This window comes from Azospirillum cavernae (genome assembly GCF_003590795.1).
GTDB lineage: Bacteria > Pseudomonadota > Alphaproteobacteria > Azospirillales > Azospirillaceae > Azospirillum > Azospirillum cavernae.
Genome location: NZ_QYUL01000001.1, coordinates 1,980,725 through 2,001,422, shown reverse-complemented (window position 1 = coordinate 2,001,422; position 20,698 = coordinate 1,980,725). Strand labels below are relative to the sequence as shown.

The window sequence follows — 20,698 nt, the reverse complement described above, 5'->3', positions numbered from 1 at the left end:
TCTTTTGATGAGCGACGGTTTTGCGCTGATCGTTTCATACGGGGCCGATGACCATGTGAATCTGGTGCGCGCCGAATTGGCGGCGCTGGGTTCACAGGTCATTGTCTTCGACACAGCCGACTTTGGCGCGACGGTCGATATTGGCTTTGTGGTCGAACAGGGCGTTCCGCGCACACGGCTGTTCTTGCGGGGCGTTGAGCGCTGCGGGGCGATCAAGTCTGTTCTGGTGCGCAACATTGGATTGCCGAGAGCGCCCCATCTGAGCGACCCTGCGGCGCGGCTTATGGCCGAATCCGAAATGCGCTGGACTTTGGAAGGCGCGCTGACGGCCATCGACGGCGCGCTGTGGATGAATCATCCCAACGCCAACCGTCTGGCCCGCAACAAGCTGTTGCAGCTTCGGATGGCCGTTGGTCTGGGTTTCGCCGTGCCAGAGACTCTGGTGTCGGCCAACCCGGATGACATCCGGCGCCGTTACAAGGCTTGGGATGGTCGGATGGTCGCCAAGCTTGCCGGTGGGCAGATCATCGGCGAGTCCGTCGAGTCCCAATATGTGGTCTACACGACGCCGATCACGCCGGATGATTTGGCGGACGACGACGCGTTGTCGGCCTGTCCGGCCATTTACCAGCGGCGCGTCGCCAAGGCCTATGAATTGCGCGTCACCGTTGTTGGCGACGCGGCTTTCACCGCGCGCATCCAGAACAAGGCGCGGGACGACGCGGCGGTCGATTGGCGCGCCGTCGGCTACGCTGGGTTGGACATTCAGCCTCACGATCTGGACCCGGCGGTCGCCGCCCGTTGCGTGGCCTTGTCGCGCGCGTTGGGGCTTGAAATTGCCGGGCTGGATTTGATCGTCACCCCGGACGGCGAGGCGGTCTTTTTGGAAATCAACGCGGCGGGCCAATGGGCCTGGATGGAGCAGGCCACCGGCCTGCCCATCGCGGCGGCGGTCGCCCGGCGGCTGGCCGACCCTCCCCCCTTTCCATGACCGCGAACAAGCCGCCCTTGCCCACCGGGCCGATTCTGGTCGCCGGGTTGGCGCGGGCTGGCCACGCCGCCTTGGGGCGTTTGGTTGGGCTGCGGCCGCCGGGAACGCTTCACGCCTGGGACGCGAACGACAGCCAGGCCATGCAGGCGCGCGCGACCCGATGGCGGCGGCGCGGGGTGTCGGTTTGTCTTGGCGGCGATGGCCGTTCCCTGCTTGGCTCCAACCCGCCTTTTGGGGCCATCGTGAAGAGTCCGGGGATTGCGCTGGACGCGCCCTTGTTTCAGGCCGCCTTGACCCAAGGCGTTCCGGTCATCGACGAGCTTGAGGTCGGCTGGCGGCTTTGCTCCGCGCCGATCACGGCGGTGACGGGGACGAACGGCAAATCGACGACCTGCGCCCTGATCGCGGCGATCACGCGCGCGGCGGGACACCCCGTTCAGCGGGTCGGCAACACGGAATTCGGGCCGCCGCTGTCCGCCGCCCAACCCGGCCCGGCGGTGGTCTGCGAGGTCTCAAGCTTCCAGTTGGAGGCCGCGCCAAGCTTTTTGCCCGCCGTCGCCGTCTTCACCAACCTGTCGATGGATCATCTGGACCGCCATGGCGGCATGGAGGCCTATGGCCGGGTCAAGCAGCGGATGTTCGTGGCCGACGGACGAACCTGCGGCTGCGCCGTGGTGAACGCCGACGATCCCTGGGGGCGCCGGATCCTTCAGGCGGTTCAACAGGCCGGAGGCCGCAGCCTGTCCTATGGTTTTTCCCCGTCCGCCGATCTGCGGCTGGTCGAGGCCCGATGGACGATGCGCGAGGCGCATGTGCGCCTTGCCTATGACGGGCGCGTCATCGATTTGCCGTCCCGATTGCCGGGACGGCACAACGCGCTGAACATCGCCGCCGCCGTCGGCGCCGCTGTGGCGTCCGGCGTTGGGTGGGACGACATCGCCGCCGGGGTGGCGGGGGCGGAGGCGCCGCCGGGCCGTTGCCGACTGATTGACGACGGGCAACCCTTTGACGTGGTGGTCGACTACGCCCACACGCCCGATGGAATCGCTCAATTCCTGGACGCCATGCGCGTCGTCGTGGACGCGCGCGGCGGCGCCTTGCGGACGGTGTTCGGCGCGGTCGGCCTGCCCGATCCGGTCAAGGCGCGGGACTGCGCCCAGGCGGCGCGGCGGTTGAGCGACCACGTCATTTTCACCACGGGGTCGGCCCCACGCAGTTCCCGCGTTCTGCGTTTGCGCGAATTGCGCGACGCGGGGCGGGAGATCGGGCCGGTCGAGCTGGTTTTGGACCGCCGCCGGGCCATCCAGCGGGCGCTGGTTTCGGCCCGTCCGGGGGACGTCGTCGCCATTTTGGGTCTGGGCGCCCTGCGCTACCAGACGCTCAACGACAAGGGGGCCTATGCCGCCTTCAACGACGCGGACGCCGCCGCGTCGCTGCTTCGGGAGTCGCCGCTGTGAAGGTCGTCATCGCCTTGCGGACCATGGAAAATCCCGGTGGGCTGCAAACCTTTCTAACCACCATCGCCGATCATTTGCCCGCCCTTGGGCATGAGGTGGTGGTTTACACCCTCTTTCAGGGGATGATGGCGGACTTCGCCCGTCGCCGGGGGATTCGAATCGTCGGCGACCTTGGGAGTCTGCCGGAGCAGACGGACGCGACCATCGCCTGCGACAAGGTGCTGGCCGTCGAAATGGCGGCCCGTTACCCACGGGCCAGACGTCTGTTCACCATGCACAGCATCGACGAGTTTTGGCTGCCGCCGCTGGAGCCGGGGATCGTCGCCGCGACCATCGCGCCGAACGACCGGCTCGCCACGCTCGCCCGGGGCTGCGCTGGCGCCGGCGAGGTGATTCGCGTTCGTCAGCCTGTTGATCTGTATCGTTTCCTTCCGCGTGGGCGGGCGCGGGAAACGCCGCAGAGCGTGCTGCTGCTGGGGAATTACGGCAGCTTCGCCAATGTGGGGGCCGACCAGTTGCGCGCCGCTTGGGCCGCTCATGGTCTGGAGTGGAGCCGCTGCGGCCACCCCAACCCGACGATGGAGGTGGCGGGTGACATCGCCAAGGCCGACATCGTGGTCGGCTATGGTCGGTCGATTCTGGAGGCGATGGCCTGCGCCCGGCCCGCCTATGTCCATGAACATTCCGGATCCGATGGCTGGGTCACGGAGGAGAGTTACGCCCGGCTGGAGTCCGACGGCTTTGCCGGAACCGCCCTGCGCGCGCAACCGACCCAACAGCGGCTCAGCGAGGATTTCGCCCGCTACGACGCTGTTTTGGGCGCCGTGGGGCATGATCTGATTCGCGCCCATCACGACGCCCGTTTCGTCACCGCCGGTTTGATGGCCGCCATCGCCGGGTTTGATCCGCCCAACCACCGCTATGACGCGGAGGCGTTGGCGTCGATGCGGGATTTGGCCGTTCTCCTCTATCGCTCCACCAACATGGTTCAAGCGTTGCGCGAAGAGATGCGGGTGCGTCGGTTGGCCTATGAAAAGGATGTCGCCGACCTCAAGGCGTTGAACGCGAAGCAGGACATGGTGATCGCGCAGCAGAGGGCGTTGATCCTCAAAAACGCGCCAAAGGCGAAAGCGAAACCGAAGAAGGGCTGAAGGTGGGGCGCGCGCGGTTTGGCGGCGTCACTCCGCCGGGAATTTCGCCACCAGCTCCTTGGTCTCGCCGTCGCGCTGGATGGTCAGCGGCAGCCAGGTTCCCGGCGTCTGGCGCTGAACCAAAGCGGTGAGGTCGGCGGGCTGGCGGATCGGGCGACCGGCGGCGGCGATCAGCCGGTCCCCGGCTTGCAGCCCGCTGGCCGCCGCCACGCCGCCCTCCAACACCTGTTCGATCCGCACCCCCTCCGCCGAAACTTCCAACTGCACGCCCAGACGCGGGCGCGGCGGTTCGGCGGGATCGGACGCCGGGCCAAGGCCGAACACCACGTCGGCGATGCGGCCATCCAGCGCGTCGCATTCGCGCTCGGCGTCCCAGGGCAGCAGAACCACCGAATCAGGCAGGCCAAGATCGGCCAACTGGTGCGGCACGCCGTTGCGGTGGGTGATGTGGCCCTCGCCGAGAATCGCGACGACGGCGCGCCCGCTGGTCCGGCGGGCGTCGGCGATCCGTTCGGCCATCGCGCGGTCCCAGACGGTTTGCGCCTCGATGAAGCGTTGGGCGGCGGGGTTGGGCGGGGCGGGGGCGTCGCTGGCCGTGTCCGGCTCGGCCTTGCTCGCCTGCTCTTTGCTCGGGTGCGCGGCCAGCGCTTCGGTCAGGCGGTCGCGGTAGGCGGCGCTGGGCGCGGCGGGTTGGCCGACGCCCTCGCGTTCGGTCGGCGGGATGGCGGCCCAGCCGTCGCGGGCGGTGCGGGCGATCAGGCTGCGCTCGACGTTCAACGCCACCAGCGGCAGGCGGTTCATCCGGGCGAAGCGCAGAATCGGCAGGTAAAAGTCGGGATCGAAGCCCCAGACCGCGCGCCAGTCGCTGGCGGCCAGAAAAGCCGACTCGTCCAGCTCTCCCGCCACCCAACGGTCCAGCGCGGGTTGCGCCCGGCGCGGCAGCATCTCCAGCCCGATGGCCAGATCGGGGTTGTGGGCGTGCAGCCCGGCCAGCGTGTGGAGTTGCCAGCGGTGGTGATCGGGCTTGTCGTGCTGCTCGCCCAGCAGGATGACGGGGAATTCGGCGATTCGCCGCAAGGGCGTGGCGGCGGTCAGGGGCTTGCCCTCGCCATCGGCCCAGAGTCCGGGGGCGACGCAGGCTGGCGCCGACACTGGGGCTGGGCGTGGCTCATCGGCGCGGGCCGTCCCGGCCCCCAGGCACAGGGCGGCGGCGAGCAGCAGGCGGGGCAGGGGGCGGGAAGGCACGGGCGGCGGCTCCGACGGGCAGGGATTCGGGGTCAAGGTTGGGCGTCGCGGCGAAAACATCAATCGCGAATCGCTCGCAACTCTTTCGTCGCGCGGCAAAGCGCGGTAACATGGGGCCATGCCACACCGCAAAACCGTCATCCTCACCGGCGCCAGCCGGGGCATCGGACACGCCACCGTCGCGCGCTTCAGCGCCGAGGGCTGGCGCGTGATCTCCTGCGCGCGGGAGGACATTCCGGCCCATTGCCGCCGCGATCCCAACTGGACGCACCACATCCCCACCGATCTGGCCGATCCGGCCAGCCGGGCCGCCTTCGTCGAAGAGGCGAATCGGGTGTTGGATGGCGGGCCGCTGCACGCGCTGGTCAACAACGCGGGCATCTCGCCCAAGACCCCGATCAAGGAGCGGCTTGGCTGCCTGAACGGCTCGATCGAGGGCTGGCATCAGGTGTTCGAGCTGAACTTCTTCGCGCCGCTGGTGCTGGCGCGCGGCTTCGCCGCCCCGCTGTCGCGCGGCAAGGGGGCCATCGTCAACGTCACCTCCATCGCGGGCCATGGGGTGCATCCCTTCGCCGGGTCGGCCTATTCGACCTCCAAGGCGGCGCTGTCGGGTTTGACCCGCGAAATGGCGGTCGAGTTCGCCGAGATCAACGTGCGGGTCAACGCCGTCGCCCCCGGCGAGATCGAAACGGCGATGACCGGCCCGGAATATGACGTGTTGATCCCGCGCATCCCCTTGAAGCGCATGGGCACCCCGGCGGACGTCGCGGCGGTGATCCATTATTTGTGCGGCCCCGACGCCGGTTACGTCACCGGAACCGAGATGTTCATCACCGGCGGCCAGCATCTGTTTTGATCGGTTGGGGGCTTGGCCATTGGTCCGGCTTGCCGGGCGGATGGCGGCCCCCAATATCCCGGTCATGCCCCACATCCCCGCCAATCGCCCGTCGCGTTCCCTGATCCTGTCCGGCCTTGCCGCGCTGGCCCTGTCGGCCTGCATCGCCGCGCCGATGCCGGAGGAGCGGCGGGAGGAGCGCGCCTTCCCCAGCCCCAGCTTTCGCCCGATTGAGTTGGAAACGCGGAGCACGCGGATGGACATGCCGCACGCTGTCCGCAACCCGCCCGACGACCGGCGGGAGCGCGACAACCGGCCCCGCTCAACGGAGCGTCGCCCGCGCGTGGGATCCTCGTCTCCGCCCGATTCGACCGGCTACCCGCCGACGCCCCACCCGAGGCCCTTGCCGCCCCCGGCCTTGACCCACGGGGCCACCGACGCTTTCAAACGCGATTTGCTGCGGCCTGAGGTGGATCGGATGCGCCAGAACGACGCTCTGGGTCGCTTGGATCCGCTGCAACAGCGCGATCTGACGCGCCGGGAGAACGAGTTGCGTCAACTGGGCGACCCGCTGGCGCGGTGAGCGTCAAGCCCGTCGCCGCGCCTCGCCTCTTGACCCAACGGCGCGCCCGCCGTCATACCGACCCGTGATCCGGTCGGCTTTGAGGGAATGGGCGCATGACGACGGTGACGGGCGCCTTTGGCGCCGGGTTGATCGAGCCGGTGTGGGTGCTTCAGCATCTTTTGGGCTTTCTGGCGATTGGCCTGTGGGCCGGGCAGACCGGCGGCGCCGCCGTCTGGCAGGCCCCGACCGCCGCCGTCACGGCGGCGCTGGCGGCGGGAATCGCGGCGCAGATGGGGCTGCGGCTGCCCTACGCCATGCCGGGGCTGGCGGTGTCCTTGATCGTCATGGGCGGGCTGGTTGGCTTCGCGGTGCGGGCGCCGGTGGCGCTGGTGGTTCTGGTCGCCGCCGTCGCGGCGGTGTTTCACGGCCATCCGCACCAGGGAACCTTGCTGTTCTGGAGCGGTTTCGCCAGCGGGCTGTTGCTGGTGTCCTGCGCTGGGGTGGGCCTGTCGCTGGTGGTGACGCAGGCGGAATCGGCCCGCGCGGTGCGGATGTGTGGCGGCGTTGTGTCGGTCGCGGGCGTTCTTGATCTGGTTGGCGTGATTTAACCGTTCGCGGCTTGAAAAGGGCGCGTTGTGCGGAGATCTTGTTGGGATCGTTCTTCCTCCGCCCCTCAAACGAATGGGAATTTCCCTGGTGTCACGCGCAGGACGCAACGCCCCCCCTTCCGCAGCCGTTGTGACGACGGCGCCGCCCGCCGCGCCCAGTCCGTCGCGCCGCCAGCTTTTGGCCGGGGCGGCGGGGTTGGCGCTGGCGCCCTGGGGCGTCGGCTGGGGCGCGGCGCGGGCGCAGGAGTTGCGCTATTTCCGCATCGGCACCGGCACCACCTCGGGGACCTATTTCCCGATTGGCGGCTTGATCGCCAACGCCATTTCCAACCCGCCGGGATCGCGTCCTTGCGACCGGGGCGGCAGTTGCGGGATTCCCGGTTTGATCGTGGTGGCGCAGGCGACCAACGGCTCGGTCGAGAACATCGAATTGCTGCGGTCGGGCGCGGTCGAGGCGGGTTTGGCCCAGGCCGACGTCGCCTATTGGGCCTACAGCGGCACCGGCAGCTATTTGGGCAAGCCGCCGTTCGAGGGGTTGCGTTCGCTCGGCATGTTGTACGCCGAGGCGATTCAGGTGGTGGTGCGTTCCGACGGCTTTATCGACCGGATGGCCGATCTGAAGGGCCGCAACATTTCCTTGGGCGAGGAGGGATCCGGCACGTTGGTTGAGGCGCGGTTGATCCTGGACGCCTATGGCCTGTCGGAAAGCACGATCACCCCGCAATATCTGAAGCCCGGCACCGCCGCCGACCGGCTGGCCAAGGGCGAGTTGGACGGGTTCTTCATGGTCGGCGGCTATCCGGTGGCGGCGGTCAGCGACGTGGCGGCGCGGACGCCGATCCGTCTCATCCCGATTGACGGCGAACCGGCGGCGCGGCTGCGCCGGGGCCTGCGCTTTTACCTGGACAGCGAAATCCCGGCGGAGGCCTATCCCGGCACCGCGCCCACCCCGACGCTCAGCCTGGGGGCGGAATTGCTGGTGCGGGCGGACCGCGACCCCGAGCTGATTTATGGCGTGGTCAAGGCGCTGTGGCACGAGAACACCCGCCGCATTCTGGCCGAAGGCCACCCCAAGGGCCGCAGCTTCGACCCGGCGAAGGCGGCGACCGACGTGGCGATTCCGCTGCATCCGGGGGCCGAGCGCTATTACCGCGAGGCTGGGCTGTTGGGCGACGCGGCGAATGAAACCAACGCCCGCGCGCCATCGGTGGCTCCGGCCAAGCCGTGATGGCGCGCGGGCGGTTGGCCTAACGCCGCCGCTTGCGCGCGTTGGTCGCCGGGGTGGCGGGTTTGCGCGGACGTTGCGGCTTGGGACCTTCCGGCTTGGCGGACGCGGCTCTGGTCCGTTGCGGCTTGCCCGGCTCCGGTTGCGGCAACGTCACCTCGCGCCATTGGCCGGGGGCCAGACCGTCGAGCGTCCAATCGCCAATCGACCAGCGGATCAGGCGCAGGGTTGGGAAGCCGACCGCCGCCGTCATCCGGCGGACCTGCCTATTGCGGCCTTCGCGCAGGGTCAGGGCCAGCCAGCTTGTCGGGATGGCGGCGCGGAAGCGGACCGGCGGGTCGCGCGGCCACAGATCGGCGGGTTCGTCGATCCGCTCCACCTCGGCGGGCAGGGTCGGGCCGTCCTTCAGAGTAACGCCTGCTCGCAGCGCGGCCAGCGCCGCGTCGGTCGGCACGCCCTCCACCTGCACCCAATAGGTCTTCGCCATCTTGTTCTTCGGTGCGGCGATGCGGGCGATCAGCGCGCCGTCGTCGCTCAGGGCCAGCAGTCCCTCGCTGTCGCGGTCGAGCCGTCCGGCGGCGTAGACGCCGGGAATTGGCACATGGGCGGCCAGAGTCGGGCGGCCCTGGTCGTCGGTGAATTGCGGCAGCACGCCATAGGGCTTGTTCAGCAAAATCAGGCGCGGCACGGGCGGACTTTCTGGCTTGCGGATCGGGAATGGGTCAGGACCGGCGGAAAGGCGCTATGGTCGCCGTCCTTCATCCTTCATAGCAGGGGACCGGCTGTGACGCTTCTGTTCTGCTCCGCCAGCGACAACGCTGAGGATTGGCGCCTCGAAATCGCCAAACGGCTTCCCGGTTTGGAGTTCCGCGTCTGGCCCGATGTCGGCGATTCGGCGGACATCACCATGGCGCTGGTGTGGAAGCCGCCCGCCGGGATGCTGGCCAGCCTGCCGAATCTGGGGCTGATCCTGTCGCTGGGCGCCGGCGTGGAGCCGCTGTTGGAGGATCCGACGCTGCCCGACGTTCCACTGGTTCGCATGGTGTCGGACGGGTTGACGGTCGACATGGCGGGCTATGTGGCGCTCCAGGTTCTGCGCTGGCACCGCCAGATGGAGGAGTACGCCGCCTTGCAAGCGGCGGAGCGCTGGCAGCCGTTGGGCCACAAACCGGCCCGCGACGTCACCGTCGGCATTCTGGGGTTGGGGGAGTTGGGAACCGCGTCGGCGCGCACCCTGCGCAGCCTGGATTACCGGGTGTTGGGCTGGAGCCGGACTCCGAAGAGCGTCGACGGGGTGGAGAGTTTCGCCGGGGCCGACGGGCTGGCCGCGATGCTGCCGCAGACCGACATTCTGATTTGCCTGCTGCCGCTGACCCCGGACACGCGCGGCCTGTTGAACGCGGATTTGTTCGCCGCCTTGCCACCGGGGGCGGTGGTGGTCAACGCCGCGCGCGGCGGCCATCTGGTGGAGGCGGATCTGTTGGCAGCGCTCGAGTCGGGGCGTCTGCGCGGGTCGAGCCTGGACGTTTTCGCCGAAGAACCGCTGCGGCCCGGGCATCCTTTTTGGAGCCATCCGGCGATCCGCGTCACCCCGCACGTCGCGGCGATCACCCACCCGTCGCGCTCCGCCGATCAGGTGGCGGCGGCGGTCAACGCCTTTCGCGCCGGGCGGCCCCTGCCGAATCAGGTGGACCGTCAGCAGGGTTATTGAGAGAGCGGCAAGCCGCCGTCTACAAAACCGCCCCTTAAAGAACCGCCGTCGCTTCGACGGACGGCGGCGGCGGGGCGGCGGCGGTGGGTTTGAGGTTGGCTTCCAACCGGGCCTTGGCGGCCAGCGCCAGCGCGTCTTCGGCGCGGACGACGGCCATGTCCTCTTCGGTCACGGCCCCGGCGGCGATCACCAGTTCGGCGAAGTCGGACAGGAAGACGCTGCCCCTGACGGTGCGCTGAACCAGGACGTTGCGCTTGTCCTCAAGATCGCGCTTGCGCTTGACGAAGCTCAACACCGACAGGCGGTCCAGCGCGCGGGTGACGGCGGGTTTGGAGATGTTCAACAACGCGGCCAGCCCGCGCACCGTGTGGGGCGGATCGGTCAGATAGACTTGCAGCAGGATCGCCAACTGACGGGCCGACAGGTCCGGCCCGTCTTGCCGAACGCTGGCGACCAGCGCCGTCCGCCACAACCCAAGCGCCTTGAGGTTCCGAGCCATGCTTCCCCCCAGCCAATCCGCGTCCGGTCACACACCCGATTCACGCGCGCCGAGTGTCGCCCAACCGGCCCCATTCAAGCAAGCCTTTCGCGGGCCAGCCCAACGATCTGTGCGATGTCACGCGTCGATCACAGCGGGATGGTTCGGGGCGGGCGTCGGGGCCGACCAGTTCCAGTAATCGTCGGGGAAGACGTCCAACTCGTCCACCAGCTCTTTCAGCTTCAAGATGGCCAGACGGTCGCGGTCGGCGGGCAACGCCGCGACGTTGACGTCCTTCACCAGCACGGCCAGAGCCTCCGTGACGATCATCAGCACTTCAAACTGGCCGCCCAACTCCTGCTCGACCTTGCGTTCGGCTTCGGCGTGCTTGCCGGTCCCGACGTTGATGTTGAACATGCCGAAATTGGCGTTCTTCATCCATTGCGCCCAAGGGTTGATGTCTTGGGTGACGTTGCCCGACAGGGGCATTTTGGCGCCGGGCTGAAACGCGCCGGACAGGGGCGCCATCCACATGTTCATCCACGCCTGCGCGACATCCGCCGGAGAATTCACCGCCGCCCCCATCGTTGATTGACGTTCACACGCCAGGGGTAACGCCATTCAGGGACGTGCGAAAATTCTATTTTTCAGTGCAGCATACGCGTTGGCGCGCGCCAACGCGGGAACTGGCGATCAGTAAATCAACTCGTTCTCGCCGCTGCCTTCGGAGATGACGAGTTCGCCGCGCGCCGCCAGATCCTTGGCGAGCTGGACCATGTACATCTGCGCCTCGTCCACCTCGCGGACGCGGACCGGACCCATCGCCGCCATGTCTTCGCGCATGATCTTCCCCGCGCGTTCCGACATGTTGGAGAAGAACAGATCCTTCAGCGTTTCCGAGGCGCCCTTCAGCGCGGTGCCCAGCTTTTGCTTGTCCACCGTGCGCAGCAGGGTCTGGACGCCGGACGGGTCGAGCTTCGAGAGATCCTCGAAGGTGAACATCAGCGACTTGATGCGTTCGGCGCTGTCGCGGTTGCGTTCTTCCAACGCGGCCATGAAGCGGTGTTCGGTGGTGCGGTCCAGGCCGTTGAAGATTTCCGCCAGCATTTCGTGGCTGTCCCGGCGGCTGGTGCGGGCCAGATTGGTCATGAATTCGGTGCGCAGCGTGCGCTCCACGTCGTCCAGAACCTCCTTCTGCACGGCCTCCATGCGCAGCATGCGCATGATGACTTCCATGGCGAAGCTTTCCGGCAACTGGGTCAGCACGCGCCCGGCGTGTTCGGGGCGGATTTTCGACAACACCACCGCGACGGTCTGCGGGTATTCGTTTTTCAGATAGTTGGACAGAACGGATTCATTCACGTTCGCCAGCTTGTCCCACATGGTGCGACCGGCGGGACCACGGATTTCCTCCATGATCTGATCGACCTTGTCCTTGGGCAAGGTCTTCATCAGCAAGCGTTCGGTGGAATCGAACGAGCCGACCAGCGAGCCGGTGGCCGACATTTGTTCGGCGAATTCGACGAACAGCCGTTCGATGATGTTGGCCGACACGGTGCCGAGATTGGCCATCACCTGCGACAGTTCTTTGATCTCTTCATCGTCCATCATCGAAAACAGCTTGGACGAATGCTCCTCGCCCAAGGCAAGCATCAGGATCGCGGCCTTTTCCGGGCCGGTGAGGGTGCGGAAATCCTCACGAACCTTCAGCGCCATCTGCTCGTCTCCACCCCGTCGCCGCGCCGACCAACCCGGCGACCATCACAACAATAACTGTGTTGTAATACGTTCCAAACCACGGCGCCATTCCTTCGGCGGATCGGGGCGGGGACAAATGCGGTCCCCCCTCCCGATCCGCGCGTTTGGGAGCGGCGCTTTCGTCAGCCAAACCGCTTGGCGATCACGGCGTAGGCCGCGCGCAGGCCCAAAGCCTCCCCACCCTCCGGGCGGCCGGGGCGCGGGCTGGCGTTCCAGGCGTAGGTGTCCAGATGCGCCCAGGGGGTTTCCTTGGACACGAACTCTTGCAGGAACAGACCGGCGGTGATGGCCCCGGCGAAGCCGTTGCTGGTCACGTTGCCAATGTCGGCCAGCTTGCTGTCCAGCCCCTTGCGGTAGGGCGCCCACAGCGGCAGCCGCCACAGGGGATCCTCCACCTCGCTTCCCGCCGTTTGGAGATCGGCGGCCAGCGCGTCGTCGTTGCACAGCAGGGCGGGCAAATCCGGCCCCAAAGCGACGCGGGCCGCCCCGGTCAGGGTGGCGAAGTCGATGAGCAGAGCCGGTTTTTCCGAATCCGCCTCGGCCAGCGCGTCGCACAGGATCAGGCGGCCTTCGGCGTCGGTGTTGCCGACCTCCACCGTCAGGCCCTTGCGGGTCTTCAGCACGTCCATCGGTTTGAAGGCGTCGCCGCCGACGACGTTCTCCACCGCTGGGACCAGCACGCGCAGCCGCACCGGCAGCCCGGCCATCATCACCATGCGGCCCAGCGCCAGCGCGTGCGCCGCGCCGCCCATGTCCTTCTTCATCATCAGCATGGCGGAGGACGGCTTCAAATCCAGCCCGCCGGTGTCGAAACAGACGCCCTTGCCGACGATGGTCAGCTTGGGATGCTCCGGGTTGCCCCAGCGCAGATCAATCAGGCGCGGCGCGCGCGGGCTGGCGCGACCGACCGCGTGGATCGCCGGATAATCGCGGTCAAGCAGATCGGCGCCGACGATGACGTCCAACCCAGCCTCGAACTCTTCGGCCAGCGCCTGGGCGGCGTCGGCCAGTTCAGCGGGGCCGAGGTCGCAGGCGGGGGTGTTGACCAGATCGCGGACCAGGAAGACGGCGCTGGCCGTGCGCTCCACCTCGCCCCGGTCGGCCTCGGCGGGCCAGACCAGCCCGGAGACCGGCTTGTCCGTCTTCTTATAGCGGGTGAAGCGGTAGCCGCCGAGCGCCCAGCCCAGCGCCGCGCGGGTGGCGGCGTGGCGGTCCAGGGCGGCGTCGATCCGGTAGGTTCCGGCGGGCAAGGCGGTCGGCAGTCCGGCGAAGGCCCACAGATCATCCAGCGCCGACACGCCGACCAACGCGCGAGGCGCGCCGTCGCCCGGCAGAAAGGCGAAGCTGCCAGCCTCTCCGGCGAAGCCCACGGTCTTGAGCCAGGCGGCGGTCGCCGCTGGTTGGTCGGCCAGCCAGCCCGGCAGATCGGCCTTGGTCACGGGGATGAGGGCGACGGTGTCCGGGGTGGCGACGGCGAGCAGGGTGGCGAGCAAGACGGGCGATCCTTTGGCAATCAAACGGTCATCGTTCTTTAAGGATGGCGTGCGAAAGCCGCGCTGAAAAGGGGGGAATGCGGCGGCGCGCCAGAGAGATGCGGCGAAAGGCGGCTGGTCGAGCCATGCGCAGGCGGGGGTTGCGCGCGCCATCGTCCCCCGGCATGCTCGTCGTCCCATTCCTTCGTGCACGGGTTGATGATGAGCGAGCGGACGCTGATTCTGGGCAACAAGGCGTATTCCTCCTGGTCGCTGCGCCCGTGGCTGGCGCTGAAGCAGGCCGGATTGCCCTTTGCGGAAACCGTCATTCCGCTTCGTCAGCCCGACACCCGCGCCCAGATTCTTGCCCATTCGCCCACTGGCAAGGTGCCTTGCTTGATCGACGGCGACCGGGTGATCTGGGATTCGCTGGCGATTTGCGAGTATGCCGCCGAATTGGCCCCCGCCGCCGCGTTGTGGCCGGAGGATTCTTACGCCCGCGCCGTCGCCCGCTCGGCGTCGGCGGAGATGCATTCCGGTTTCGTCGCCTTGCGCAACGCCATGTCGATGGATCTGAAGACGGACCGCAGCGGCCAGGGGTTGAACCCGGACAGCGCCGCCGACATCGCCCGCGTTCAAGCGCTGTGGGCCGATTGCCGCGCCCGTTTCGGCCAGGGCGGGCCGTTCCTGTTCGGTCGCTTCAGCGTCGCCGACGCCATGTACGCCCCGGTCGTCACCCGTTTCGTCACCTACGGCGTGGCGGTCGATGAGACGGCGCGCGCCTATATGGACGCGGTTCTGGCGCTGCCCGCCATGCGGGAATGGACCGCCGCCGCCAAGGCCGAACCCTGGGTTCTGGAGCTGTGAGCGTTGGGCGGTTGTGACGGCGTGACAGCCCCCGATCTTACGGTGATTCGGGCGACCGGCCCGGACGACGCCGACGCGGTCAGCGCCCTGTTGCGCGTTTGCTACACGACGTTGATGGCGCCCGGCTATCCGCCGGGGGCGTTGTCCCAGGCGTTGCCGTTCATGATGCGGGCCAACCCGGCGCTGTTGCGGTCGGGCCGCTTCTACGCGGTGGAAACGGCGGAGGGGGCGTTGATCGGCTGTGGCGGCTGGTCGCTGGAGCGGCCCGACGCTCCGCAGGATCCGGTGGACCCAACGCTGGGCCATGTCCGGCATTTCGCCACCCACCCGGATTGGGTCCGGCGCGGCGTCGGCGCGGCGCTGATCGAGCGTTGCGTCGCCGACGCGCGATCCGGCGGCGTGCGGCGGTTGGAGTGCTACGCGAGCCTCGTCGCCCAGACCTTTTACCAGTCGCAGGGCTTTCGGCTGCTCGCCCCGTTCGACGTCCGCGTCGGGGCGAGCATCGTCATTCCCAGCCTGCGGATGATGCGCGACCCGCTGTAACCCTCAGCCGCGCACGGCTTGCGGCTTGACGGCCTCCAGATTCAGCGCGGCGGCGAGCAGGGCGCGGGTGTAATCCTCGCGCGGGTTCTCGAAGATGCGCTGGGTCGGCCCCTGTTCGACCACCTTGCCGTCCTTCATCACCATGACGTGGCTGGACAGCGCGCGGACCACGCGCAGATCATGGCTGATGAACAGATAGGCCAGATTGTGCCGGGCCTGGATGTCGCGCAGCAGATCGACGATCTGCGCCTGCACCGACATGTCAAGCGCCGAGGTCGGCTCGTCCAGCACGATGAATTTCGGCTTCAGCACCAGGGCGCGGGCGATGGCGACGCGCTGGCGCTGGCCGCCGGAAAACTCGTGCGGGTAGCGGTCGCGGCAGGCGGGGTCCAACCCGACCTCCTCCAACGCGCGGGCCACCATCCGGTCGCGTTCGGCTTGGTCGCCCATCTTGTGGATGCTCAGCCCCTCGCCGATGATCTGGCCGACCGACAGGCGGGGCGACAGGCTGCCATAGGGGTCCTGAAACACCACCTGCATCTGACGGCGCAGCGGGCGCAGCCGTTTGGCCGACCAGCCCTGAATGTCGGTTCCATCGAAGCGGATCGCCCCGGCGCTGGCGTGCAGCCGCAGCAGGGCCAACCCCAGCGTGGTCTTGCCCGATCCCGATTCGCCGACAACGCCGACGGTGTGGCCCTGACGCACCGACACCGACACGCCGTCCACCGCGCGGACGTGATCGACGGTGCGGCGCAGCAGGCCCTTTTTGATCGGGAAATGCACCTTCACCTGATCGGCCGCCATCACCTCCGCCGCGTTTTCGGGCGGCGTCAGCGGGTTGCCGCGCGGCTCGGCGGACAGGAGTTTTTGCGTGTAGGGGTGTTGCGGGCGGATGAACAGATCGGCGACCGCCGCCTGTTCGACGATCTCGCCGCCGTTCATCACGCACACCCGGTCGGCCATCTTGCGCACCACCCCCAGATCATGGGTGATGAGCAGAAGGGCCATGCCGAAGCGGCGTTGCAGATCCTTCAGCAACTCCAGGATTTGCGCCTGGATGGTGACGTCCAACGCGGTGGTCGGCTCGTCGGCGATCAACAGATCGGGTTCGTTGGCCAGCGCCATGGCGATCATCACCCGCTGGCGCTGGCCGCCCGACAGCTCATGCGGGTAGGCGGAGAGCCGCTTTTCCGGGTCGGGCAGGCCGACCAGCCGCAGCAGCTCCAGCGTGCGGGCGCGGGCGGCGCTGGTGGACAGGCCCTTGTGCAGGAACAAGGTCTCGTTGATCTGCCGCTCGATGGAATGGAGCGGGTTCAGCGAGGTCATCGGCTCCTGAAAGATCATGGCGACGCGGTTGCCACGCACGCCGCGCAAGGTCCGCTCGTCGGCCCCGACCATCTCCACGCCGTTGAAGCGGATCGACGACCCGGCTGGGTGGCAGGCCATCGGGTAGGGCAGCAGTTGCAGAATCGACAGCGCGGTGACGGATTTTCCGGAGCCGGACTCGCCGACCAGCGCCAGCGTTTCGCCCTTGGCGATGGCGAAGGACACGCCCTTGACCGCCGGAACAGTCCCACCGGACGCGCGGAACGCGACGCGCAGATCGGTGACGGAGAGAAGGGGCGCGGCGGTCATGGGCGGTTCAGCCTTGTTGGTTGGACAGGGCGGCGGTGGTCTTGCGCGGGTCGAAGGCGTCGCGCACCGCCTCGCCGATGAAGATCAGCAGGCTGAGCATCAGCGCCAGCACGAAGAACGCGGTCAGGCCAAGCCAGGGCGCTTGCAAATTGGCCTTGCCCTGCGCCAGCAGCTCGCCCAGCGAGGGCGATCCCGGCGGCAGGCCGAAGCCCAGAAAATCCAGCGCGGTCAGGGTGGTGATCGAGCCGTTGAGGATGAAGGGCATGAAGGTCAGCGTCGCCACCATGGCGTTGGGCAGGACGTGGCGGACCATGATGGTGACGTCGTTCGCCCCCAGCGCGCGCGCCGCCCGCACATAATCCAGATTGCGCGCGCGCAGGAACTCCGCCCGCACGACATGGACCAGCGACGTCCAGGAGAACAGCAGCAGCAGGCCCAACAGCCACCAGAAGGTCGGCGTCACCACGCTGGCCAAAATAATCAGCAGGAACAGGGTGGGCAGCCCCTGCCAGATCTCGATGAAGCGCTGGAACAGCAGATCGGTCAACCCGCCGAAATAGCCCTGAACCGCCCCCGCCATCACCCCGATGATTGAGGAAAAGCCGGTCAGCGCCAGCCCGAACAGCACGGAGATGCGGAAGCCGTAGATCAACCGGGCCACCACGTCGCGCCCCTGGTCGTCGGTGCCCAGCCAATTGTCGGCGGATGGCGGGGCCGGGGCGGGAACCGGCAGATTGTAGTTGATGGTGCGGTAGCTGTAGCGGACCGGTGCCCAGACCATCCAGCCCTTGGCTTCGATCAAGTCGCGCACGAAGGGGTCGCGGTAATCGGTTTCCGTCTCGAACTCGCCGCCGAAGGTGGTTTCGGGATAGGCGTTGAAGACCGGCCAATAGAGCGTCTGGTCGTAACGGATCAAAAGCGGCTTGTCGTTGGCGATGAACTCCGCCCCCAGCGACAGCAGGAACAGGGCCAGGAAGATCCAAAAGGACCAGAAGCCGCGCCGGTTGGCTCGGAAATTCGCCAGACGGCGGCGGGTGATGGGGGTCAGCGTCACGGCTCACACGCTCCGTGAATCGAAATCAATGCGGGGATCGACCATCACATAGGTGACGTCGCCGACCAGATTCATCACCAGCCCCAGCAGGGTGAAGAAATACAGCGTGCCGAACATCACCGGATAGTCGCGGTTGATCGCCGCCTCGAACCCCAGCAGCCCCAACCCGTCGAGCGAGAAGATCACCTCGATCAGCATGGCCCCGGTGAAGAGGATGCCGATGAAGGCGCCGGGGAAACCGGCGATGACGATCAGCATGGCGTTGCGGAAGACATGGCCGTACAGCACATGACGCTCGCTCAGCCCCTTGGCGCGCGCGGTTACGACATACTGCTTGCCGATCTCCTCCAGGAAGGAGTTTTTCGTCAGCATGGTCAGCCCGGCGAAGCCGCCGATCACCATCGCCAGCACCGGCAACACCATGTGCCACAGGTAATCCAGCGCCTGCTTGTACCAGGGCAAGCTGGACCAATTGTCCGACACCAGCCCGCGCAGGGGGAACCAGTCGAGGTAACGCCCCCCGGCGAAGACGACGATCAACAGCACGGCGAACAGGAATCCGGGGATGGCGTAGCCGACGATGACGACGCCCGAGGTCCAGACGTCGAAGGGCTGGCCGTCGCGCACCGCCTTGGCGATGCCCAGCGGGATGGAGACCAGATAGACGATCAGCGTCGTCCAGATCCCCAGCGAAATCGACACCGGCATCTTTTCGATCACCAGATCGACGACGCGGCGGTCGCGGAAATAGCTGCTGCCGAAATCGAACATCACATAGTTCGACATCATGTGGAAAAAGCGTTCGGGCAGCGGCTTGTCGAAGCCGAATTCCTTTTCCAACTGCTTGATGAAGACGGGATCCAGCCCCTGCGCGCCGCGATAACGGTTGCCGCTGTCGCCGCCGGTCTGCCCGTGCTGCTGGACGTTCACCCCGGTGTCGCCGCTGGCCGAACCGCTGATTCGCGCCGTGGCCTCCACCGCCGTGCCTTGCACGCGGGCGATCATCTGCTCGATGGGGCCGCCGGGGGCGATCTGCACGATCAGGAAATTGACGACCATGATGCCGAACAGGGTCGGCACGATCAGCAACAGGCGGCGGATGATGTAGGCCAGCATGGGGGGTGTCCCGCTTCCGTCTCAGCGATGGCGCATGGTCACGGCGCCGCCGCGCGGCGCGCGCTGCTCGTCAGCCGGGCGTTTTTGGCCGGATCGACCCACCAGGTGTCGGAGAAGCCAAGCCCGTATTTCGCGGCGATCGGCGGATGGGAGAAGCGGTTCCAATAGGCCACGCGGTGCACGCTGTCGTGCCAGTGGGGGATGACGTACCAATTCCACAGCAGCACACGGTCCAGCGCGCGGGTGGCGGCGATCTGCGCCTCGCGGTCGGGGGCGGCGATGATCTTTTCGACCAGCGCGTCCACCACCGGATTCTTGATGCCGATGGTGTTGCGGCTGCCCGGTTGATCGGCCCGCGAGGATTCCCAATAATCCCGCTGCTCGTTGCCCGGCGACAATGACTGAGCCAACCGTTCGGTGGTCATGTCGAAATCGAAATTGTCCATGCGATTCTGATATTGGGCGGTGTCGACCACGCGGATGCTCGCCTCGATCCCGGCGCGTTCCAGATTGCGCAGAAAGGGTTGAATGACCCGCTCCAAGTCGGCCTGGGCGATCAGAATCTCAAAGCGGAAGGGCGCGCCGGTTTCCAGATTGGTCAGTTTGTTGTTCTTCAGATCCCACCCGGCCTCTTTGAAAATCCCCAGCGCGGCGCGGAGATTCGGTCGGATGTTGCCGCTGCCGTCGGTTTTCGGCGGCTCGAATGGTTTGCTGAACAGCTCGTCAGGAATTTTGCCGCGATAGGGTTCCAGCAGCGCCAATTCGGCGGGGGAGGGCAGGCCGGTCGCCGCGAGTTCGGAGTTGGCGAAAAAGCTCTTGGTCCGCTGGTACAGGCCATAGAACAGATTGGCGCGGGTCCATTCGTAATCGAACAGATAATTCAGCGCCTCGCGCACCCGGCGATCCTGGAAGATCGGGCGGCGGATGTTGAAGACGAAGGCCTGCATCCCCTGCGGATCCTGATGCTTGATCTCTTCGCGGACAATCTCGCCATCCTTGACGGCGGGGGTGTTGTAGCCGGTCGTCCAGTTTTTCGAGGAATGCTCCAGCCGGAAATCATAGGCCCCAGCCTTGAACGCCTCGAACGCGACGTCGAGGTCGCGGTAATAATCGTAGCGCAGCCGGTCGAAATTGTAGCGGCCCCGGTTCACCGGCAGATCCTTCGCCCACCAATCGGCGACGCGCTGGTAGGTGATGGAGCGGCCCGGCTGCACCTCGGCCACCACATAGGGGCCGCTGCCGACCATCGGCTCCAGCGTCGTGGCGGCGAAGTCGCGGTTCTCGAACGCATGCTTGGGCAGCACTGACAACGCGCCCATGATGATGGGCAGTTCGGGGTTGTCGGTGTTGCGGAAGGTGAAGGTCACGGTGCGTTCGCCGGTTTTCTCGGCCTTGACGACGTCGGCGTAATAGGTGCGGTAGAGCGGGTGGCCCTTCTCGCGCAGCGTCTGGAAGCTCCACAGCACATCGTCGGCGGTCACGGGCGTTCCATCGCTGAAACGGGCCTGCGGGCGCAGGGTGAAGGACACCGCGCTGCGGTCCGGGGCGATCTGGATGGTTTCGGCGAGCAGGCCGTATTCGGTGGTGACTTCGTCGCCGCTGCCGGTGGTCAGGGTCTGAAACACCAGCCCGGACCCGGCGGCGGTCTGGCCGCGCAGGATGAAGGGGTTGAGGTTGTCGAAGCCGCCGAAGGCCGACAGCTTGACCTCGCCGCCCTTGGGGGCGTTGGGGTTGGCGTAGTCGAAATGCTGGAAGTCCGGCCCGTATTTCGGCGCGCCGTGCAGCGCGATGGCGTGGGCGCCGCGTTCTTGCGCCATCGCGGGCGCAGCCGCCACCAACATTGCGGGCGCAGCCGCGACCAACATCGCGGGCGCAGCCGCCGCCAACAGCGTCGCGCCGATCATCCCGGCCAATGTCACGCGCGTCCGACCCCTCATGCCCAACCCTTTCTTTTTGCTTCCGCTCGTCCCGAAGTAGCCCGTCATTG

The 20,698-nt window shown here is 67.2% G+C and carries 20 protein-coding genes; 10 read left to right on the top strand and 10 right to left on the bottom strand.

The window, feature by feature from the left end; translation table 11 throughout:
- Positions 1-7: 7 nt before the first annotated feature.
- The 3 genes from D3877_RS09175 to D3877_RS09165 are packed head-to-tail and all read left to right on the top strand — an operon-like array spanning position 8 to position 3,599.
- Positions 8-991, top strand: a complete 984-nt coding sequence (locus tag D3877_RS09175; RefSeq protein WP_119830306.1) for an MvdC/MvdD family ATP grasp protein — start codon at positions 8-10, stop codon at positions 989-991.
- Complete coding sequence (locus D3877_RS09170; RefSeq protein WP_158599825.1) at positions 988-2,448, top strand: Mur ligase family protein; 1,461 nt, start codon at positions 988-990, stop codon at positions 2,446-2,448. Before D3877_RS09175 ends, D3877_RS09170 begins: the two co-directional genes overlap by 4 nt.
- Complete coding sequence (locus D3877_RS09165; protein ID WP_119830304.1) at positions 2,445-3,599, top strand: glycosyltransferase; 1,155 nt, start codon at positions 2,445-2,447, stop codon at positions 3,597-3,599. The genes D3877_RS09170 and D3877_RS09165 overlap by 4 nt, the downstream gene beginning before the upstream one ends.
- Positions 3,600-3,626: 27 nt before the next feature.
- Here D3877_RS09165 and D3877_RS09160 read toward each other — a convergent pair whose 3' ends face one another.
- Positions 3,627-4,844 carry a ChaN family lipoprotein gene (locus D3877_RS09160; protein ID WP_238474796.1) on the bottom strand — a complete coding sequence of 406 codons (1,218 nt, stop codon included), beginning with the start codon at positions 4,842-4,844 and terminating at the stop codon, positions 3,627-3,629.
- A gap of 118 nt (positions 4,845-4,962) precedes the next feature.
- Here D3877_RS09160 and D3877_RS09155 point away from each other — a divergent pair, with 118 nt between their 5' ends.
- From D3877_RS09155 to D3877_RS09140, 4 genes are all read left to right on the top strand, one after another.
- A complete protein-coding gene (locus D3877_RS09155) occupies positions 4,963-5,700 on the top strand; it encodes an SDR family NAD(P)-dependent oxidoreductase (protein WP_119830302.1) in 738 nt (245 codons plus the stop codon).
- Positions 5,701-5,740: 40 nt separating this feature from the next.
- Positions 5,741-6,262: a hypothetical protein gene (locus D3877_RS09150; RefSeq protein ID WP_119830301.1), complete on the top strand. Its 522-nt coding sequence runs from the start codon at positions 5,741-5,743 to the stop codon at positions 6,260-6,262.
- A 95-nt stretch (positions 6,263-6,357) separates the two neighbouring features.
- Positions 6,358-6,852, top strand: a complete 495-nt coding sequence (locus tag D3877_RS09145) for a HupE/UreJ family protein (protein WP_119830300.1) — start codon at positions 6,358-6,360, stop codon at positions 6,850-6,852.
- Positions 6,853-6,940: 88 nt separating this feature from the next.
- Positions 6,941-8,080, top strand: coding sequence for a TAXI family TRAP transporter solute-binding subunit (locus D3877_RS09140; protein WP_238474795.1), 1,140 nt, complete (start codon positions 6,941-6,943; stop codon positions 8,078-8,080).
- A 19-nt stretch (positions 8,081-8,099) separates the two neighbouring features.
- On the opposite strand, the gene D3877_RS09135 is transcribed toward D3877_RS09140, so the two are convergent.
- Entirely contained in the window at positions 8,100-8,765 is a 666-nt protein-coding gene (locus D3877_RS09135; protein ID WP_119830298.1) for a pseudouridine synthase, read from the bottom strand.
- Positions 8,766-8,861: 96 nt separating this feature from the next.
- Here D3877_RS09135 and D3877_RS09130 point away from each other — a divergent pair, with 96 nt between their 5' ends.
- Positions 8,862-9,788 (top strand): 2-hydroxyacid dehydrogenase, encoded by a 927-nt coding sequence (locus D3877_RS09130; RefSeq protein WP_119830297.1) that lies wholly within the window; start codon positions 8,862-8,864, stop codon positions 9,786-9,788.
- Positions 9,789-9,822: 34 nt separating this feature from the next.
- Here D3877_RS09130 and D3877_RS09125 read toward each other — a convergent pair whose 3' ends face one another.
- The 4 genes from D3877_RS09125 to D3877_RS09110 form a co-directional block, all read right to left on the bottom strand.
- Positions 9,823-10,287: a MarR family transcriptional regulator gene (locus D3877_RS09125; protein WP_119830296.1), complete on the bottom strand. Its 465-nt coding sequence runs from the start codon at positions 10,285-10,287 to the stop codon at positions 9,823-9,825.
- Positions 10,288-10,404: 117 nt separating this feature from the next.
- Positions 10,405-10,794, bottom strand: a complete 390-nt coding sequence (locus D3877_RS09120) for a hypothetical protein (RefSeq protein WP_147395121.1) — start codon at positions 10,792-10,794, stop codon at positions 10,405-10,407.
- Between the two features lie 165 nt (positions 10,795-10,959).
- Positions 10,960-11,982 (bottom strand): flagellar motor switch protein FliG, encoded by a 1,023-nt coding sequence (gene fliG, locus D3877_RS09115; protein ID WP_119830294.1) that lies wholly within the window; start codon positions 11,980-11,982, stop codon positions 10,960-10,962.
- Positions 11,983-12,146: 164 nt separating this feature from the next.
- Positions 12,147-13,517: a leucyl aminopeptidase family protein gene (locus D3877_RS09110; protein ID WP_119830891.1), complete on the bottom strand. Its 1,371-nt coding sequence runs from the start codon at positions 13,515-13,517 to the stop codon at positions 12,147-12,149.
- A 201-nt stretch (positions 13,518-13,718) separates the two neighbouring features.
- Between D3877_RS09110 and D3877_RS09105 the strand changes: the two genes are divergently transcribed.
- Both D3877_RS09105 and D3877_RS09100 read left to right on the top strand, forming a co-directional pair.
- Entirely contained in the window at positions 13,719-14,363 is a 645-nt protein-coding gene (locus tag D3877_RS09105) for a glutathione S-transferase family protein (protein ID WP_119830293.1), read from the top strand.
- 21 nt (positions 14,364-14,384) lie between these two features.
- Positions 14,385-14,906: a GNAT family N-acetyltransferase gene (locus D3877_RS09100; protein WP_238474794.1), complete on the top strand. Its 522-nt coding sequence runs from the start codon at positions 14,385-14,387 to the stop codon at positions 14,904-14,906.
- Positions 14,907-14,909: 3 nt separating this feature from the next.
- On the opposite strand, the gene D3877_RS09095 is transcribed toward D3877_RS09100, so the two are convergent.
- Genes D3877_RS09095 through D3877_RS09080 form a run of 4 tightly spaced genes read right to left on the bottom strand, consistent with a single transcriptional unit; the run spans position 14,910 to position 20,576 of the window.
- A complete protein-coding gene (locus D3877_RS09095) occupies positions 14,910-16,541 on the bottom strand; it encodes an ABC transporter ATP-binding protein (protein ID WP_119830292.1) in 1,632 nt (543 codons plus the stop codon).
- Positions 16,542-16,548: 7 nt separating this feature from the next.
- Positions 16,549-17,589, bottom strand: coding sequence for an ABC transporter permease (locus tag D3877_RS09090; protein WP_119830889.1), 1,041 nt, complete (start codon positions 17,587-17,589; stop codon positions 16,549-16,551).
- Positions 17,590-17,598: 9 nt separating this feature from the next.
- Positions 17,599-18,711, bottom strand: coding sequence for a microcin C ABC transporter permease YejB (locus D3877_RS09085; protein WP_119830291.1), 1,113 nt, complete (start codon positions 18,709-18,711; stop codon positions 17,599-17,601).
- Positions 18,712-18,749: 38 nt separating this feature from the next.
- On the bottom strand, positions 18,750-20,576 hold the full coding sequence (locus D3877_RS09080) for an extracellular solute-binding protein (RefSeq protein ID WP_420796894.1): 1,827 nt from the start codon (positions 20,574-20,576) through the stop codon (positions 18,750-18,752).
- Positions 20,577-20,698 lie beyond the last annotated feature (122 nt).

What these genes read in the sequence shown, in the direction of transcription:
- D3877_RS09120 (WP_147395121.1), bottom strand. Translation starts at nt 10,794, where the DNA reads ATGGCGCCCCTGTCCGGCGCGTTTCAGCCCGGCGCCAAAATGCCCCTG.
- D3877_RS09150 (WP_119830301.1), top strand. Translation starts at nt 5,741, where the DNA reads ATGGCGGCCCCCAATATCCCGGTCATGCCCCACATCCCCGCCAATCGC.
- D3877_RS09145 (WP_119830300.1), top strand. Translation starts at nt 6,358, where the DNA reads ATGACGACGGTGACGGGCGCCTTTGGCGCCGGGTTGATCGAGCCGGTG.
- D3877_RS09125 (WP_119830296.1), bottom strand. Translation starts at nt 10,287, where the DNA reads ATGGCTCGGAACCTCAAGGCGCTTGGGTTGTGGCGGACGGCGCTGGTC.
- D3877_RS09175 (WP_119830306.1), top strand. Translation starts at nt 8, where the DNA reads ATGAGCGACGGTTTTGCGCTGATCGTTTCATACGGGGCCGATGACCAT.
- D3877_RS09155 (WP_119830302.1), top strand. Translation starts at nt 4,963, where the DNA reads ATGCCACACCGCAAAACCGTCATCCTCACCGGCGCCAGCCGGGGCATC.
- D3877_RS09095 (WP_119830292.1), bottom strand. Translation starts at nt 16,541, where the DNA reads ATGACCGCCGCGCCCCTTCTCTCCGTCACCGATCTGCGCGTCGCGTTC.
- D3877_RS09105 (WP_119830293.1), top strand. Translation starts at nt 13,719, where the DNA reads ATGAGCGAGCGGACGCTGATTCTGGGCAACAAGGCGTATTCCTCCTGG.
- D3877_RS09080 (WP_420796894.1), bottom strand. Translation starts at nt 20,576, where the DNA reads ATGTTGGTCGCGGCTGCGCCCGCAATGTTGGTGGCGGCTGCGCCCGCG.
- D3877_RS09085 (WP_119830291.1), bottom strand. Translation starts at nt 18,711, where the DNA reads ATGCTGGCCTACATCATCCGCCGCCTGTTGCTGATCGTGCCGACCCTG.
- D3877_RS09170 (WP_158599825.1), top strand. Translation starts at nt 988, where the DNA reads ATGACCGCGAACAAGCCGCCCTTGCCCACCGGGCCGATTCTGGTCGCC.
- fliG (WP_119830294.1), bottom strand. Translation starts at nt 11,982, where the DNA reads ATGGCGCTGAAGGTTCGTGAGGATTTCCGCACCCTCACCGGCCCGGAA.